Origin of the sequence: Croceicoccus gelatinilyticus (genome assembly GCF_018398395.1) — a bacterium.
Classification (GTDB): Bacteria; Pseudomonadota; Alphaproteobacteria; order Sphingomonadales; family Sphingomonadaceae; genus Croceicoccus; species Croceicoccus gelatinilyticus.
The window spans coordinates 330,179-346,915 of the sequence record NZ_JAHCBF010000005.1; the positions used below are offsets into that span (position 1 = coordinate 330,179).

A 16,737-nucleotide genomic window follows, 5' to 3' on the forward strand; every position below is an offset into this window, starting at 1 on the left:
GTCTTACCCCACTCATGAACAGGCACAGCAATAGGTGAGGGTCGCGACACACCATCGGTGTGCGCAGACCTAACAAACACCCCGACTCACCGATTTTTGTGCGACTGCGATAGAGTGCCAAGAATCTTGGTAAAAAAAAGGTAAATTTCCGTTAATAATTGTTATACCTGCGTTTCTGTTCCATTCTGGGACAGATTTTGAGCCCTCAGAAAAACGACTCCGACACCATGATCGTATCGCCAGGGGCGATCTGAAGCACGCTTTCCTTGAGGTCCACGCGCTTCGGCGAATCCCATGTCGGCCTTTGCAGAACCACGTAATTTTTGGCCGCGCGGGGTGTGTATCCGCCTGCCTTTGCGATGGCCTGAAACAGCGTCATGTCGGTCGAGTAGGCGTATTCCCCAGGCTTCTGGACTTCCCCAAGAACATAGACCGGACGATAGGCGAGCGTTTCGACGTTGACCTTCGGATCGAGGACATAGCCGCCTTCGCTCAGCCGAGTGCTGATCAGCGTTGCGAGCGAGCTTGATGTGTGGCCAGCCGCTTCGACAGTGCCAATAAGGGGAAGCGCCAGATTGCCGTCCGGCCCGATCATGAACTCGCCCGTCAGGGTAGGTTCGTTGAATACGCCGACTTTCACCGTTTCACCCGCGGCCAGCGCATACCCACGTTCGACCGCGCTGTTGGCCGACGATGCAGAAACGGTGCCGTAATCGCTAGACGCGCAACCGGCAAGGCCAAGGGCCGACGCTAGCCCCAGCACAAGTGCGGGGCGGATCCGCATCGACGACATTTTTGCTGCGTTCATTTTGTCGATAGCCATTTCAGAGCTCCTCGTAAGCGATGGACGCGCGGACAGTCTGGTTCGCGCACGTCAATATTGCCGAGGATTGTAAGGCGCGCCCCACAAGGGGACCAAGGGAACAGAAAGATTAGCCCCTGCGGGTAGGTGCTCTAGACCTTATGCCCGTTTGCCTAAAACCCTCTGACAGCCTGACAATATCGCCAACGTCGAGAGGCCGTGCCCATCAGGACATGCCCCTTGCAGTCACGAACAATGTCGAGTGCGAGTTTTGCTAGCCACCAACAACGACCAATTGAAACGTCCTGATCTGGCCTGGCCGGACAGCGCCGCCAACCGGCCGTATCCGGGCAGCAGCGCGCCGAACGGTGTCCGTCAGAAAGACGGCGATAAAGGCGTTGGCGTCGCCCCGCTCAGCGCGTCGGCCGCGATATCAACCGCAGCCGCTAGCGGCATCCCGACTGCACAGAGCGTCATCTTGCTGGCCCGGCCGCAGGCCTGGACCACACGCTGCATCGACGTCGCCGGCGCCGTTCTTCTCCTCGTTTTCCTGATGCCGGTCATGATCATGGTCGCTGCCGCAATCCGCGTTTTCGATCCCGGCCCGGCCCTTTACCGGCAGGCACGGATCGGGCGCGACGGTTCGGAATTTGACTGCCTGAAATTTCGTTCGATGCGCTGCGACAGCGCCGAAGTGCTCAGCATCCTGCTCGACACCGATGCAAAGGCCGCTGCCGAGTGGAAGCTCAACCAGAAGCTGACAAAAGATCCGCGCATCACGCCACTAGGCGCCTTCCTGCGCGCGACCAGCCTTGATGAATTACCGCAACTTTTCAACGTTATACGCGGTGACATGAGCCTTGTCGGCCCGCGTCCGATCGTGCGTGACGAGGTCGCGCGCTATGGCCGTTTCATCGTTCATTATCATGCGACGAAGCCCGGACTCACCGGGCTTTGGCAGGTCACCGGCAGAAGCGGGACCACATACCGGCGGCGCGTTGCCACCGATCGATATTACGCCTGTTCGCGCAGCGTAGGGATGGATTTGAGGATACTGGCGGCGACCGTTCCGGCCGTACTTTTCCGCAGGGGGGCGGTCTGATGAAAGGTTACAGAAGCCAGAAAAGCAGCGCCCATGCGGCAATGGCAACAGGTGCTGCAAACAGCAGTCCGCGCCCGAAAGAACGCTGCGGCCGCGTCGGCTTACCCAAGATGCTCTCCGCAGATTTTGTTATGCCAGACGACAAGGCAAGTTCCATCGTACCCCTCCATCTACCTCTTTTGGATGAGTGTGCGCATAATAGCAAAACGGAAAAGCTCTCAATCCGTGAGGACCTAGCTTATCCCCACTTATCGTTAACAACTGGTAAACCGCGCAGCAGGGCAATCGGCGGGCCCGTCAAGACGATGTGCCTGGCCGCTGCCGCATCGCTGGCGATGACTGTGCCGGGGACGGCTTTTGCCCAGTCGTTCGGCATACAGAACCCGGAAGACCTCCTGATCGACCAGACCCCTCAGGGGCTGCAGTCCGGCCCCCAGGCCTTCTACCCGCGGATCGATTTCGACCTCGCTCGCGATAGCAACATCTATGATCGCGACACGAACAAGATCGCGGACACCTTCGTGTCAGTGCGCCCGAGCGTAAGCTACCGCCCCAACCTTGCCCGGCATGAGATCGATGTCACTGCGAGCGGCGAGATACGCCGTTATTTCGAAGAGTCTTCGGAAAACAGCGAGCAGTACGGACTTCGCGCAAGGACCCGGCTCGATCTGGCAGAACGCATGGTCGTTCGCGGGACGGCCGAGATTGCACGGCGCGTGGAAAGCCGCGGCGAATTCGGCGACAATCCGTTGAGCGACAGCCCGATCGAATACACGCTGGCGTCAGGCGGCCTGAGCGTGGGGCGTTACGGCGGTGTCCTCGAACTCGGTGCCGGGGCCCAGATAAGCCATCGCAGCTATTCCGACGTGTCGATCGGCGGCGTGGACGCTGACCTGTCCTTCCGTGACGTAACGGACAAGCGTGCGTTCGTGGATGGCAGCGTCCGGTTGTCTCCCGGCGTCCGGGCATTTGGCGAGGCTTCGTACCAAGCGACAAGCTATGACGTGAATCCGGTCAGGGACCGCGATTCCGACGGTTACTCGCTGCTCGCCGGTGCGCGCTTCGATGTGTCCGACCTGATCGAGGCGGAAGTTGCCGCCGGTTATGTCCATCGCAGCTATGACGATCCGACGATCCGTTCGTTCAACGGACTGGACTTCAGGGTACTTGGTCGCTGGAGCCCCACCCCGCGCCTGCAGGTCGCTGCCGTGGGCCGCCGGACCATCGAAAGGTCGCCGTCCGTTGGCATTCCGGCCGTGGTGCAAAGTCGTTTTCAGCTTGAAGCGCGCCAAAGCCTGGGATCGCGCATGATCGCATCGCTTTCCGCCGATGTCGCACGATGGAACTATCAGGACAGCCCTGTCCGCGAGACCCGATACGCCATCGACGGATCGTTGAGCGTCCGGCTCGCACGGATGCTGAGGCTTACCGGCGGGGCCGGATATCGCAAGCAAACCGAGACCGGTGGGGGTCGCGCATACGATGGCGCGACGGTCCGCATCGGTTTGGCAGTCGTCATATGACCTATCCAATTTCATCAGGTCCATCAGAAGGTGAGTGACATGCACGGCACCCGTCTCGTCGTACACGGCGCATCCCATGGGTCTCTCGCCGAGATCGGAAGTCGCTCCATCGGTGAAGCCGACGCGATCGATTTTTCGGAAAGCCTTTCCTTCATCAGGCGCCGTTTCAAGCTGATCGCAGCCGTTTTCGCGGCCGTTCTGGCGCTCGGCATTGTCATCACCTTGATCATGCCTCCCTCTTACACGGCGCGCTCGGTCGTCAGCCTTGAATCGCCGTCGCCCGAAAGCCCTGGCGCAGCGGCGAGCAATCCGGACCAGTTGCCGAACAGCGCACTTGTCGACACGCAAATCGAGATCATCGAATCCCGCGAGATGGCCACGCGCGTCGCGGCAGCAGCGGGCCTGCTCAACGGCCAGAGCCCGAATGAGCGCGAGGATGTGATCGATGCTCTCATCGATCGGGTTTCGGCCACGCGAAGCGGCGAAAGCTATGCCATCACGATCGCCTACGAAGGCGACAGTCCGCAGGAAGCTGCCGATCGCGCCAACGAATTTGCGCGCCAGTTCGTGCAGTGGGAATTGCTTTCCACGAAGGAGCGCACCGAGGAATCGATCGGAGCGATCCGCGAGAGGCTGGAGGAACTTCGCTCTCAGGCGCAGGCCGACACGGTCGCCTTGCAGAATTATCGCATCCGCAACGACCTGCTGAGCACTTCGGGCGCGTCGCTGACCGAACAGGAAATTTCCAGCTACAACCAGGCTGTGACCTCGGCCCGGGCCGCCGCGGCCGAGGACCAGGCACGCCTGTCCACCGCACGGCGACAGCTTCGTTCCGGTTCGAGCGGCGACGACGTCGGCGAGGCCCTTGGCTCGAACGTGGTTTCGGACCTTCGCGCGCAGGAATCGACGATCGCGGCGCAAGTCGCCGACCTGTCTTCGCGATACGGCCCCAACCACCCCGCGCTGATCGCCGCGCAGGACCAGCTTGCCGAAGTGCGGCAGCGCATCCAGGCGGAAATCGGCCGTGTCATCTCGAACCTCGAGGCGAAGGCGGCAGTCTCGCAGCAGCGGCTCTCGTCGCTCTCGGGCAGCCTTTCGCGGGCGCGTTCGAACCTTGCGGTCTCGAACGGGGCTCTGGCCGGTCTCGATGAATTGCAACGCAACGCTCAGGTTTCGCAGGGGCTCTACGAGGCCTATCTTGCCTCGTACCAGCAACTGGTGGCTGGCGAAGGGACCGAGCGTCCGAATGCCCGCATTCTGACCCTGTCGGCGCTGCCATCCAAGCCCAGCTCACCCAATATCGTGATCAATCTCCTGCTTGCGACGTTCGCAGGGCTTGGCCTTGGCCTGCTTGCCGGTTTCATCACCGACTCGGTTGACCGTACGATCGCGACACCGCGCCAGGTCGAACACGCCACTGGTCAGCGGTACCTCGCCTCTATCCCCAAGCTGGAGCACAAGGGCAGCGGCGTTCGTTATGTCTTCGAAGAGCCGCGATCCCCGTTCGTCGAGGCCTTCCGGTCACTCGTCACCTCGGTAGAGCTTAACGCCGACGGCCCCACCAAGGTCATCGCGATCACGTCCCCCCTTCCCCAGGAAGGCAAGTCGGTCACGTCCACCAGCCTTGCCCAGGTCCTGTCGACGGGCCACCGCCACACCCTGCTGATCGATTGCGACTATGCCCGCCGCGGCGTGTCACAGCTTATGAACATCGCGGACCGACCCGGCCTTTGCGAAGTCCTAGAAGGGCAAGCCCCGATCGAGGACGCGCTGCTTTGGGATGGCGAGAATTTCGCCATCCTGCCGATCACCAGCGACAGCGAGAATATCGAAAGCCTGATCAGCGGCGATGCCTTCACCGCCTTGCTGGAAGGCCTGCGCAGCCGGTTCGACAACATCGTGCTTGACCTGCCGCCGGTCCTGCCGATCGCATCGGCCCGGTCGGTCGCCGCCAAGGCAGACACGACGATCATGCTGGCCCGTTTCGGCAAGACCCCGGTCGATGCCCTGCAAGCGGCCATGCGGTTGATGAGCGGCAGCTGGATAAGCGTTGCCGGCATCGCGATCACGCAGGTCGACATGAAGCGCAAGGGCCGGTTCGGCCGCGAGGATCCGTACTACTACTTCGAGCAGTACAAGGAATATTACGCTTGAATTCGTTCTCGCCGCAGATCGTGGCCGATGCCGCGGCAGCGCGGCCAGCCGCCTTTTCGCAGCCGCGCGTCGCGATCGTGCACTACTGGCTCGTGTCGATGCGCGGCGGTGAGCGTGTGATCGAACGGATGCTGGACCTGTTTCCGCAGGCCGACATCTTCACCAATGTCTACGATCCTGCCGCCGTTTCGGAAAAAATCCGTAGCCGGAAAGTGACGACCAGCTTCATTGACCGGCTGCCCGGATCGCGGCGGTTCTATCAATACTATCTGCCACTCATGCCGATGGCACTCGAACAACTGGACTTGCGCGGATACGACATCGTGATCAGCAGCGAATCCGGACCGGCCAAGGGGGTCATCACCGACCCTGGCTCCACGCACGCCTGCTATTGCCATTCACCGATGCGGTACCTTTGGGACCACTATCACCACTATCGGGAAGAGGCGAACCCGCTGGCCCGGATGGCCATGCCCGTCATGTACAATCGCCTCCGTGAATGGGACGTCAGTTCAAGCGCGCGGGTAGACCGCATCGCGGCAAATTCGCACTTCATCCAGAGCCGTATCCGCAAGTTCTGGCGCCGCGAAGCAGACGTGATCCATCCGCCGGTGGAAACAGACCTGTTCTCGAAGTCCGATGACATTTCGGATGCCTATCTGTGGGTCGGCCAGATGGTTCCCTACAAGCGCCCTGATCTTGCCGTGGATGCGTTCAATGCCCTTGGCCTGCCGCTGACCATGGTGGGAAGCGGAAGCATGCTGAAGAGCCTGAGGGCACGGGCAAAGGGCAACATCCGCTTCGTAGAGCGCATGAATTTCGACGAGTTGCGGCGGGCTTACTCGACCGCAAAGGCCCTTGTTTTCACGGCCGAAGAGGACTTCGGGATCGTTCCGGTAGAAGCGATGGCTTCGGGACGGCCGGTCCTTGCCTATGGCCGCGGCGGAGCGCTGGACAGCGTGAACGAAGGTGTCTCGGGACTGTTCTTCAACCGGCAGGATGCCGAATCCCTGATCGACGGGGTGGCTCGCATGGAAACGTTCCTGCGGGACTTTGCGCCGGGCGACGCGATGCAACACGCGCGCAAGTTCGCGCCAGAACATTTCGACCGCAAGCTGATGGACCTCATTTCGGCATGACCAGCCAGACTGTCTATCCTTGCCTGTGCCGAAGAGCAGCAAGACCATGATCCCGACCTACATAGGCTTGATCCAGCTGCTCTTCGGCACCCTCCTGATTATCGGCGGCACCAGTCGGCAGTGCGTCTGGTTCCTGCTCGTCTCGGCCCTTTTCGGCGGGTCGGCAGCGATCCAGTTGCCCGCGCTTGGCGGATCGTCCATTCCGCCGGTGCAGTTCGCGCTGGTATTCGTGATCGCGCGTCTCGCCATTCCGGGGTCGGGCAACGCCCCGCTAGTCATGGCGGCTTTGCGTGAAAACGTGTTTCTTTGCATCTTCGTCGCCTACGGCGTCTTCATGGCCTTCATCGGTCCGCGCCTTTTTCACGGCACCATCGACGTGACGCCTTTGCGGAACGAGGTGTCGAAGATGATCTACTATACAGAGCCGCTGAGGCCGAGTTCACAGAACATCACCACCTCGGTCTACCTGATCGGGGTCGCCGTGCTTGCCGTCGCCATGACAGTCCTTTGCCGTAAGCGCGGCGGCGCAGAAGCGCTTGTGAAAGGGGGCGTCGTCGTAGCCTGGCTTCATGCCCTTACTGGCATCATCGAAGTCGTGACACGCGGCACGGCTGTCGATCTGGTATTCGAAAGCCTGCGTAACGGTTCATACCAGCAATTGAGCCAGAGCGTCAGCGGCGTGGCCCGCATGAACGGGCTGTTCCCCGAACCTTCGGCCTATGCCGCGTTCGGCTTCGGACTGTTCGTTTTCATGGCCGAGTGCTGGTATCGTTCGGTCCTACCCAAACGCACCGGGATTGCGGCAATCGTGCTTATGCTGGCCCTGCTTTTCAGCACGGCATCGACCGGATATCTGGGGCTTGCCGGCTATGGCGTCTTCTTCCTGTGCCGCCTCGCCGTTTTCTGGCGCCTTGCCAACCACCGACGCGTGAACGAGGCCGGCATCGCGGTCATCATCGGCGTTATTGCCGTCGCAGCGGCGCTGGTCGCGCTACCGGCTTATGTCGATACCGCTGGCCGGGTGATCGACCAGATGATCTTTGCGAAGGCCGAAACGGTGTCGGGCAAGCAGCGCTGGTTCTGGATGGCCCAGGGGCTCGATGCGATGCTCGCTTCGGGCGGCTTGGGCATCGGGCCGGGCAGCTTCCGGTCTTCCAGCCTGCTCACCGCCATTCTCGGTTCGATGGGTGTTGTCGGAATCCTGTCAATCGGCGCCTATGTGCTTTGGGTATTTCGGCCTGCGCGGGCATCGACCTGGGGCAATTCATCCGATCTGTCGGCAAGCCTGTCTGGTGCCTGCGGAACGGCTGCGATCCTCTCGCTCATTCCGGGCCTCTTCACGGCGCCTTCGCCGGTGCCGGATTTCATGTTCGGTTTGCTGGCCGGCGCTTCGCTTGCACTGCGCCCGCATTTTCAACTGTCGCTGGCGAGCTCGCGGCGGCAGGTGCGTCAGGACGTATCCCCTACAACGTCCTGACGCACTCCAAGGCTTCCTCACCCGTCAGTTATGACTGTCTTCAAGGCTGTCTGCCAGCAACCGCAAGGTTTCCGGCAGTGCATGGTGGATGTCGAAGATCTGGTAGAAATTGATCGCGGCGGCCAGCATCGAACGCGCGACGTCTTCCGGCTTGAAACCATGCAACGTCAGCGTCGTATAGCTGTCGATGAAGCTTTGCGACGTGTTCATGAACGCCCGCAACGATGCATCCGAAGATGGCAGGTCGGGCGGGCCAGAGACTTTATCGAGTGGCAAGTTCGCGCTCCGGGCCCCATGGGGGATCGAGGGGGTGAATAGGCTGTTCCCACCCTGATCGCGCCATCACGGTAATGGAAGGCGGCTAATCCCGCCGTGCCGGGGGCTGCCAATAAAGCGCACCACTAACCCGCTTGGATGATCGCTGGCCGGTTTCGGGGATTTTTCCCCGAATTATCGCCCGCGCCGTCGCAACCTGCCGAACCATTTCGGCGAAGACTTGTTCTTCCCGATCGTTGCGAAAGAAGCATCGAGAATATCGATCGCGATGTTCGCAGCCGGTCTTGGCGCTGGCACATGCCCGCTTGGCTGTTCCGGCTGCACCGGGACAAGCGCCGTGGCCGGGGATGCATCGGCATCTGCTGGTCCCTCAAGCCGCTCGGGCGGAAATTCGAACCACGAACAGTCACAGCGCCCACAGCGCAACCATCGGCCCGGTTGCCGAATATGCTCATCGGGGACCCGATATTCGACACTGCATTGCGGGCAATCGACGCGCATGCGGCCTTATTAGGGCCACAATTCCGCGCCGCAAGCTGAAAACAAGGCGTGTGTCCAAATGGGGCGGCGCACGGACTCTTTGGCCCGCCCTCCGCGAATTTGCGCGGTTCATCGCAACGGACCGTCGCCCTGCCCTTTACAGTCGCGGCACGGCCATCCCGTTAACCCGAAAGAAAGCACCTTGTGTCGCAGTGGCCCGTGGGTCGGACAAAGACGGGACACTTGGAATGATGGCTCGCCCTGTGGCAAACTCGGCGTTGATGTTGTGCACGCTCATGGCCTTGGCCGCTTGTGGTGGCGGAGATTCCGCCGGATCCACGAACGAGCCCGTGCAGATCGGCGCTACGCCGACCCCGTCCCCGACGCCGACGCCTTCGCCCACCCCGACACCGCCTGCCAGCACCGCCCCCGCCCAGACGGCGACGGGCCAGATGGTTCTGGGTGTCCAGACGCACTTCAGCCAGGGTTGGGGGCTCGATTCACTCGACAAGTCGGATGACATCGGCACGCGTCTTCTAAGGGACGAAATGCCGTGGTCCTTTGGAGAAGAAACCAAGGGCGCCATCGCCTTTACCGATGCGACCGCACAGAAACTCGACAGTACCTGCGATCGCGGTTTCCAACTGATCCTGACCCAGATTCCCACGCACGACGCGTATGACGGGGGATCGTTCGCCTACACTCCCGAAGCGCAGAGTGCGTTTGCGAAGTACGTGAAAGCGGTCGCCGACCGTTGGGGCGATTGCATCGTCGCTTTCGAGATCGGCAACGAGATCAACGGCGGCAATCAGCTTTCATTCCCGTCCGGTTACGACCCGGACGAAACCGTAGTCGCCTTGATGAAGGCGGTCCACGATGCGGTGAAACCATCACACCCCGGTATCGCGCTCCTTGGCGGGTCGACCAACATGATCGGCACAGGGTTCCAGAAAAACCTTTTCGATGCCGGAATGCTGAAATACGTCGATGGCGTTGCGGTTCATCCCTATTCGCGGCACGCAGATGGCCTGCCGCTCGAACTGGCGAAGCTGCGCAGCACTATCGAAAGCTACGGCAGCGACGCCGAAATCTGGGCGACCGAATTCGGTCATGACACACCCGACTTCGCAGAAGCGGCAGCACAGACGCTGAAGTCGGTCACTCTCATGTCCGCAGCCGATGTCGACGTCGCGGTCTGGTACGCCCTGCTGGAAGAACAGTGGTATCCCAACTTCGGCCTATACAGTGGCGGGACCAAGCGTCCGATAGCCCATACGATCGACTTTGCGCAACGCTCTCTCCTCACGCGCGGGCGCGCAGAACAGGTCGACGTCGGCGACGACATGGTCTTTGCATACCGGTTCGGCACGGACGCAACCGTCGTCTGGGGCGCGCCGCAGACGCTTTCCGTCTCCGGCGCGACCGCGGTCTACGACTACAAGGGACAGGCGCTGTCCAGCAGCACCAGCGTAGAGATTTCGCCCCGTCCGGTCGTGATCATGGGCGATATCGCGATCCGCACGGGATCAAGCGGAATGGTTGCGGATACGGTGATGCAATACGGCCGGGATGCGTGGCAGTATTTCGCGCGCAATGCGGACGGCGCTTACGATGAACTGGGATACCGGTCGCGCTGGTACGACAGCCTGTTCATGAGCGATTGGGACGGAACCCTTGCACTGAAAGCAACCGGGGGTGTTCCGGCCCGTACCGGGGCCGATCCGATGCGCGTCGTTTGGCGCTATACCGCGCCCAAGGCGATGCAGGTCACGGCGATGAGCTGCTTTGCAAAGTCGTCCAATGGTGATGGCATCGACGTGTCAATTTCACGCAACGGCAGTGTCAGCACATCCGAAATCGTGTCCAGCGGTGAGAGAACCCTGCGCACCGATCTTTCCTTGAGCGAAGGCGACCGCGTCGAATTCATCGTCGGCCCCAACCAGACTTATGGCGGCGATGACTTCAGCTTCCGCGGGCGCATCTACCTGCAAGGACAAGCCGGCTCCGTCGCCTGCCCTTGATCAGCGCGGCAAACGGGCCGCGTGCCTTGGCCTCGGTGATACAATATAGACTGCCACCGGTGCCGACCCCGGAGTGACAGTTCGATTCGCCGTTTAGTGATCTTCCTCGTCATCGGTCTCAGCGCAGCCCTTGCCGCCGCATCGATTGCGGAAGCGTTCTGGCCGGTTCTGGAAATCGTGAACGTCTTCGCGCCGTGGTGGGGCGGTGCCGCCATCCTCTCGCTTGGCCTGATCGCCATCCGTTCTCACGGAATTGTGCGCGCGATCAGCTTCGCCTTGGCCCTTGTCGTCGCTGTGCGCCTGATCGTCCTCTTGGCGCCCCTGGTCGAGCAAGCCAAGTCGGCCAGCCGGCAGCAACCGGACTTGCGCGTGATTTCCCTCAACATGTGGAAGGACAACGAAGACAGGGCCTTCGTCACGAGCTGGCTGAACGAACAGGATGCCGATGTGGTGATCCTGATGGAGGCACCGATCGGATCGGAAGCTTTCGATAACGCGCTGCGCAATCAGTATCCGTATCAATATGCCTGCACGCGAAGCGGGCGATGCTCGACCCGCATCCTTTCGAAGTGGCCTGCCCTCGCCGTTCATCACCATGCCGATCAGGACCCGGAAAACAGGCGCGGTCTTTCCGCCCTATCGGCCCGGCTTTCCGTAGCGGGGAGACCGGTCACCATCGTTGCAGCCCACATGGACCGGCCCTGGCCGCTTGAGCAACGCGGCGAACGCCTGGATCTGATGGCGGAAGCCTTACGCGTGGCGAAGCCGCCCATCCTGTTTACCGGCGACTTCAATTCCGCCCCATGGACCGTTGGCCAGTCACGAATGACCTCCGCAGCCCAGCTCAGGCTTGTCACCGGATCGCGGGGAACATGGCCTGCATGGTCGCCAATCGCGCTGCTCCCGCTTGATCAGGCCTATGTTTCGCCGTGCATTGGCGCGAACTCGGTCGAGCTTGGGCCGAATGTCGGGTCCGATCACTTCCCGCTTGTCATGGCGTTCGATCGAAAAGACTGCGACGCCGACTAATCCCTTTTGCTGATCGCCTAGTACCAAAGATCGCGTTTCTTCGCAGAATGCTCACTAAACAGCGTGACCATGCGTTTGGTAGGTTATTTTCCATAGTTGTCGGTAACCCGACGTTGCGGAAACGAAGCCATGTCGAAACGTGTCATCATGATCGGACTGGACGGATTCACCGTTGAAATTGCCGATCGCCTGATCGCCGAAGGTCGCATGCCCAACCTTGCCAAGCTGCGGGCCGAAAGCGCGCGATGGAAAGTGACTGACGAGCCTTACCGCAACGCCAATCTTGCCTATGAACAAATTTCCTCCGGCATGAGCCCGGAGACTTCGGGCCGCTTTTCATCGGTGGAATTCGATCCCGCGACTTATTCCGTTAAACAGGCAGGCGCCGATAATCCGCCGTTCACGTCCGGTTTGAACGGCAAGACCGTGGTTTTCGATTCCCCGTTCTTCAACTTGTCCAAGGCCGCCAACACCGAAGGCATGGTCGGCTGGGGCGCGCACGGGCACGGAATGCCCGATGGATTGCACGCAAGGCCTGCGTCCCTGGCGCAAGAAATAACGGACAAGTTCGGCGAATACGCCGCCAAGGATTACATCTACGGCTTCTGGTGGCCTGACCCCGAGCTTATGCGCAAGGCTGGCGTGGCCCTGCGCAAGGGTGTCGACCAGCGCACCGACATCATGCGCTGGTTGATCGGCGAACGGATTACCGATTGGGATCTTGCGATCACCGTCGTATCCGATGCCCATTCGGCCACCGAACCGATGTGGCACGGCGTGGACCCGACCCATCCGCTGCACAGTCATCCAAGCGCGCCCGTTGCGAAACAGTGCCTCGAGGAAATCTACGACGCCATCGACCGCCATATCGGGGCCATGCGCGAAGTCGCCCCCGATGCAACGATCGTTTGCTTTTCCGTGCATGGTATGGGCGCCAACGGGTCCGACGTTCCGGCCATGCTGCTGCTGCCGGAAGTCATGTACCGCTACGAAACCGGCAAGAAACTTTTCGATGCCCCGGCCGAATGGAAAGATGCCGAAAACGGCATTCCGATCGTACCACCCGGCGTTCCGTGGGACCGTGCGATCCTCAACGCGATGCGCGGCGGCAAGATCATGCGCGCAGTGGACAAGCTTGAGAGAGGGTACCTGCGTGCCAAACATCGCCTGACCCATTCGGATTCGGCCGATGCAGGCTCTGATGAACCGATCCGCTTTCCGCTCAAGATGTCGGCGACGCGGTATTCCAGGTCGTGGAAGACGACCCGGGCCTTTGGATATCCGTCGTTCCATGACGGCAGGATCAGGGTGAACCTCAAAGGGCGCGAGGCACACGGCGTTGTCGAACTGGAAGATTACGCGGCGCTTCTCGACGAATACGAAATAATGCTGCGCGCCTTGTTCGATCCGCGAACCGGCAAGCCGGTGATTGGCAAAATCACCAAGCCCGTTCTGGACGATCCCCTGAACTGCCCCGGCAACCAGTCGGACATCGTCGCCGAATTCGAAGGCGTTCCCGTAGCCCTTGGCCACCCGGTTCTCGGCAGCGTGGGCCCTGCCCCCTACCGCCGGACCGGCGCGCACACGGGCGGTGCCGGCGCGCTCTATATCCATCAGGGTGATGTCGTGGTGGGAGACTACGGCACGCAAAGCGCGTTCGATATCGTCGCGACTGTCGGGAAGATGCTGGACCCGGCCTTCGTCGCCCCGTCGGGCGAACCTTTCCCGGTTCCGCTGATCTCTTCAAAAGCCGCCTGAAGATAATGTAGCGACGGATGCGGCTGTCACGCAGGTTCGAAGGACCACGACAGCCCCATCCGCGCCGCGTAATTGGTCAGCGCATAGATGAAGATCGCCAGGCCCACGAGCTCGAGCGTCTCTTCAATGGTCGTCGAGATCATGAAGGGTAGCGACCCGAACCCGTAGGTCCCCTTCATCATGCCCGACACCATTTCCACGCCGACCGCCCCGCCAACATAGACGATGCCAGCCGCGACCATCAGGGCCGCGGAACGCCTGTTCATCGCCATGAGAAACCGCAGGTAGGCCAGCCCCAGCAGCGGCAGGAACACGAAGGCAAGGACCACCCACGAATTCGTCAGGATGCTTCCGGGCACGATGCCGAGATGGCCGGAAATGAACTCCATCGTCTTTTCGTGAAGCTGGATGAATTCATCCATCGACATCGCGAGGAATACGAGCGCCAGGAAAATCCAATGGCGATGCCACCCCATGCGCAGTTGGCGATGAGCGATACCGATCAGCGCCAGAAGCAGGGAACAGCAAGCCAGCAGCGCAACGCTGAAATATGTCGGGAAATTGGTTTCACTGTTGAGGTCGATCAGCGCAATCGCGCCAAGGCCTTTCGAAAAGCCCATGCCGAACCGCAACACCATGCCCGCGACGCTTAGCGCGACTAGCACGGCTATGACTGCCATCAACCATAGGAAGATGGTCTTGGGACTGGCGCGAAAAACAATCGTTCGCTGATGGTCGACCATGTCAGGTAAAGACGGGGCCGGATTGGACCTCGTCACCGGGCATATTCGTTCATCGTGGCGAGTAGCGAGCGCGCCGCCCCGTCCCACGTGAAGCGCGCGACCTGCTCATCGCCCTTGGTCACGAGTTTCCGGCGCAAGGCGGGGTTCCGCTCCAGCTCGCAGATCGCCTCGGCCCATTCTTCCGGGGCATGCGCATCGGCATAGAGCGCGGCCTCGCCGCACACTTCGGGCAAGGCCCCGCACGGCGCAACGACCGCAGGGCATCGGGCGCCCATCGCCTCCAGCGGGGGCAGACCGAAACCTTCGGTTGTCGAGGGGCAGGCAAAGCAAAGCGCGTTTTCATAAATCGCGCGCAGCTCCTCGTCAGAGACCTTGCCCGCAAAGATCACGTTCGGCCCCGGCGCGGCCCCTATCGCTTCGAAATCAGCAGCTGTCGCCGCACCGAACAAGACCAGTTTCTTGTCCGCCATGTCCGGCCGGGCAAAGCAGTCGATCAGGACCCTGATGTTCTTGTGCGACTGCGTATTGGCAAGCGCGGCGACGTAATGTCCGCTGTCCAGTCCCAGTTTCGCAATGATCCGGTCATCCGCCTGAGCAGTCGCGAAATGGTCCACACCATTCGGGATGACCGTGACCCGGCTGCGACTGGCAAGTCCGAAGCGTGACAATTGCTGCCGCGAATACTGCGAGATGGTCAGTATGCGCTGATGGCGACGCCCCGTGAAAAACTGATGGAACCGGTACCAAAGGCGGAACGGCAGCGAGTAGCTTTTCGGCGTCAGGCGGACCTGCGCATCGTGAAACATGGTGACGGCATCGCGCGAGGTAACCGGCCCGACATTGCAAAGGCTGAGGATAGTGCTGCCCCCGCCCACTGACGGCAGGGTCAGCTGCTCCCAAGGAATTCCCCGGAACGGCCCGACCACGCGATAGGGCACGCCCAGCTTTTTCGCCCGATCCTCTGCGTCATACGGAATGACAAGATCGAGACGCAGCTTGCCCTTCCACGCCGGATCTGTCCGCAGCAGATGGTTGCAGTGCCGGATCAATTCCGCCGCGACACGGTGCACACCCGTGCTGGGCGCGCTTAGAAACTTGCCGTTTATCAGGACGGAACGGCAGCTACGCTCGTACGCGAGCGGGCGCGGAGCGATCCAGCGACGTAACAGATCGGCGACGCCATGCGGCGCAAAGGTGCTTGGCGGATTGTCAGGAACGGTTGCCATCGGCCAGCCCCCAGCTTGCTAAATCGACAGCGCTCTGCATCACAGTTCGGTGATCCTGCGCGGATGCAGGCGACGCAGCAGCAAGTCCCGAAATGCGACCATGTTGCCGCGAAGCCTTCCGCGGCGGTCGATCTTGTTCGGCGGGGGAACGCTCTTAACAATATTGGCGAGCAGGTTCTTGAACAGAAGGCCCCAGCCGTGGTTGCGGCCTATCGTGCCCTTGCTGCGCAAGTAGAAGATATTCGCCACTTGCGAGTAGCCCAGCCGCAAACCCGAAGTCCTGCCCGCGGGGCTGCCCAAGTGGATGCCGGTCAAAGCGCGGGAGCGGACAAGCTTGCCATTGCGCCCGACCCTTGTGGTGAAGTCGATGTCCTCCTGCCAGCCGTAAAGGGGCAGGTTCTCGTCAAACCGCAAGCCTTCTGCGGCGGCGGAGCGGAACACCATGTTGCAGCCGTAAAGCGCCTGCGCCGGCTTGCTGCGAAGTCTGGCACGTTCCCCCAGTGTGTCGAGCCGCCACACGGCGTCTTCGAAATCGATCGCGCCCGTCTTGGCTCCGTCATCGACCAGATGACCGGTCAATCCGACCACATCGGGTTCGCTTTCAAAAATGTGTTCGACGTTGGCGAGATAGTCCGGGGCAGCGACGAAATCGTCATCAAAGAACACGATGACATCCGTTTTGCCATCGAGCTGTTCAAGAGCGGCGTTCCGCTGGCTGCAGGCACCTTTGGGGGCAAGCAAGACCAAGGGATCCCCCGGCATTCCGGCAACGCCTTCGACATCGCTTTCATCGTGGCCGACAATCACGATACCATCAGCCTTGCGCGTCTGATCGTTAAGGCGTTCGATGTTCTTGCGTAGAACCGGTGCACGGCCAGTTGTGGCGATAGCAACGTGGATGCGCATTGAAACGGCCTCTTAAGTCTTGATTAGAGACCAATAAATACGGTTTTCGGCACCTCTGGCGAAGCGCCCATGCGGGGGTCATCCGTAGTGGTTAGGTAACG

Annotated in this window: 14 protein-coding genes; 8 read left to right on the plus strand and 6 right to left on the minus strand. The window is 61.1% G+C overall.

Features of this window, described 5'->3' with window-relative positions:
- Positions 1–205 precede the first annotated feature (205 nt).
- Positions 206–823, minus strand: coding sequence for a polysaccharide biosynthesis/export family protein (locus KIH45_RS13010; protein ID WP_225899889.1), 618 nt, complete (start codon positions 821–823; stop codon positions 206–208).
- Between the two features lie 274 nt (positions 824–1,097).
- Between KIH45_RS13010 and KIH45_RS13015 the strand changes: the two genes are divergently transcribed.
- Genes KIH45_RS13015 through KIH45_RS13035 form a run of 5 tightly spaced genes read left to right on the plus strand, consistent with a single transcriptional unit; the run spans position 1,098 to position 8,197 of the window.
- Positions 1,098–1,904 (plus strand): sugar transferase, encoded by an 807-nt coding sequence (locus KIH45_RS13015; protein ID WP_225899890.1) that lies wholly within the window; start codon positions 1,098–1,100, stop codon positions 1,902–1,904.
- Positions 1,904–3,427, plus strand: coding sequence for an outer membrane beta-barrel protein (locus tag KIH45_RS13020; protein ID WP_213176446.1), 1,524 nt, complete (start codon positions 1,904–1,906; stop codon positions 3,425–3,427). Before KIH45_RS13015 ends, KIH45_RS13020 begins: the two co-directional genes overlap by 1 nt.
- A 39-nt stretch (positions 3,428–3,466) precedes the next feature.
- The gene (locus tag KIH45_RS13025; RefSeq protein WP_213176447.1) at positions 3,467–5,581 is read left to right on the plus strand and encodes a GumC family protein; all 2,115 of its coding nucleotides are present in this window, start codon (positions 3,467–3,469) and stop codon (positions 5,579–5,581) included.
- Positions 5,578–6,720: a glycosyltransferase gene (locus KIH45_RS13030; protein WP_420481939.1), complete on the plus strand. Its 1,143-nt coding sequence runs from the start codon at positions 5,578–5,580 to the stop codon at positions 6,718–6,720. Before KIH45_RS13025 ends, KIH45_RS13030 begins: the two co-directional genes overlap by 4 nt.
- Positions 6,721–6,745: 25 nt before the next feature.
- The gene (locus KIH45_RS13035; RefSeq protein WP_213176448.1) at positions 6,746–8,197 is read left to right on the plus strand and encodes a glycoside hydrolase; all 1,452 of its coding nucleotides are present in this window, start codon (positions 6,746–6,748) and stop codon (positions 8,195–8,197) included.
- Between the two features lie 24 nt (positions 8,198–8,221).
- Here KIH45_RS13035 and KIH45_RS13040 read toward each other — a convergent pair whose 3' ends face one another.
- Together KIH45_RS13040 and KIH45_RS19535 are read right to left on the minus strand one after the other, a co-directional pair.
- Positions 8,222–8,407 carry a hypothetical protein gene (locus tag KIH45_RS13040; RefSeq protein WP_213176449.1) on the minus strand — a complete coding sequence of 62 codons (186 nt, stop codon included), beginning with the start codon at positions 8,405–8,407 and terminating at the stop codon, positions 8,222–8,224.
- Between the two features lie 240 nt (positions 8,408–8,647).
- Entirely contained in the window at positions 8,648–8,974 is a 327-nt protein-coding gene (locus KIH45_RS19535) for a zinc-ribbon domain-containing protein (RefSeq protein WP_213176450.1), read from the minus strand.
- Between the two features lie 227 nt (positions 8,975–9,201).
- On the opposite strand from KIH45_RS19535, the gene KIH45_RS13050 reads away from it, so the two are divergent.
- The 3 genes from KIH45_RS13050 to KIH45_RS13060 all read left to right on the plus strand — a co-directional run bounded on the left by KIH45_RS13050 (position 9,202) and on the right by KIH45_RS13060 (position 13,761).
- Positions 9,202–10,974: a glycoside hydrolase family protein gene (locus tag KIH45_RS13050; protein WP_213176451.1), complete on the plus strand. Its 1,773-nt coding sequence runs from the start codon at positions 9,202–9,204 to the stop codon at positions 10,972–10,974.
- Positions 10,975–11,070: 96 nt separating this feature from the next.
- Positions 11,071–12,003 carry an endonuclease/exonuclease/phosphatase family protein gene (locus tag KIH45_RS13055; protein WP_213176452.1) on the plus strand — a complete coding sequence of 311 codons (933 nt, stop codon included), beginning with the start codon at positions 11,071–11,073 and terminating at the stop codon, positions 12,001–12,003.
- Between the two features lie 129 nt (positions 12,004–12,132).
- Complete coding sequence (locus tag KIH45_RS13060; protein WP_213176453.1) at positions 12,133–13,761, plus strand: alkaline phosphatase family protein; 1,629 nt, start codon at positions 12,133–12,135, stop codon at positions 13,759–13,761.
- A 26-nt stretch (positions 13,762–13,787) separates the two neighbouring features.
- Here the strand turns inward: KIH45_RS13060 and KIH45_RS13065 are convergent, their stop codons facing one another.
- The 3 genes from KIH45_RS13065 to KIH45_RS13075 form a co-directional block, all read right to left on the minus strand.
- The gene (locus KIH45_RS13065; protein WP_213176454.1) at positions 13,788–14,441 is read right to left on the minus strand and encodes a hypothetical protein; all 654 of its coding nucleotides are present in this window, start codon (positions 14,439–14,441) and stop codon (positions 13,788–13,790) included.
- A 95-nt stretch (positions 14,442–14,536) separates the two neighbouring features.
- Positions 14,537–15,730 (minus strand): glycosyltransferase family 4 protein, encoded by a 1,194-nt coding sequence (locus KIH45_RS13070; protein WP_213176455.1) that lies wholly within the window; start codon positions 15,728–15,730, stop codon positions 14,537–14,539.
- Between the two features lie 39 nt (positions 15,731–15,769).
- Complete coding sequence (locus tag KIH45_RS13075; RefSeq protein WP_213176456.1) at positions 15,770–16,636, minus strand: glycosyltransferase family 2 protein; 867 nt, start codon at positions 16,634–16,636, stop codon at positions 15,770–15,772.
- Positions 16,637–16,737: the final 101 nt, after the last annotated feature.

What these genes read in the sequence shown, in the direction of transcription:
- KIH45_RS13050 (WP_213176451.1), top strand. Translation starts at nt 9,202, where the DNA reads ATGATGGCTCGCCCTGTGGCAAACTCGGCGTTGATGTTGTGCACGCTC.
- KIH45_RS13040 (WP_213176449.1), bottom strand. Translation starts at nt 8,407, where the DNA reads ATGAACACGTCGCAAAGCTTCATCGACAGCTATACGACGCTGACGTTG.
- KIH45_RS13025 (WP_213176447.1), top strand. Translation starts at nt 3,467, where the DNA reads ATGCACGGCACCCGTCTCGTCGTACACGGCGCATCCCATGGGTCTCTC.
- KIH45_RS13010 (WP_225899889.1), bottom strand. Translation starts at nt 823, where the DNA reads ATGGCTATCGACAAAATGAACGCAGCAAAAATGTCGTCGATGCGGATC.
- KIH45_RS19535 (WP_213176450.1), bottom strand. Translation starts at nt 8,974, where the DNA reads ATGCGCGTCGATTGCCCGCAATGCAGTGTCGAATATCGGGTCCCCGAT.
- KIH45_RS13020 (WP_213176446.1), top strand. Translation starts at nt 1,904, where the DNA reads ATGAAAGGTTACAGAAGCCAGAAAAGCAGCGCCCATGCGGCAATGGCA.
- KIH45_RS13060 (WP_213176453.1), top strand. Translation starts at nt 12,133, where the DNA reads ATGTCGAAACGTGTCATCATGATCGGACTGGACGGATTCACCGTTGAA.
- KIH45_RS13075 (WP_213176456.1), bottom strand. Translation starts at nt 16,636, where the DNA reads ATGCGCATCCACGTTGCTATCGCCACAACTGGCCGTGCACCGGTTCTA.
- KIH45_RS13065 (WP_213176454.1), bottom strand. Translation starts at nt 14,441, where the DNA reads ATGGCAGTCATAGCCGTGCTAGTCGCGCTAAGCGTCGCGGGCATGGTG.
- KIH45_RS13070 (WP_213176455.1), bottom strand. Translation starts at nt 15,730, where the DNA reads ATGGCAACCGTTCCTGACAATCCGCCAAGCACCTTTGCGCCGCATGGC.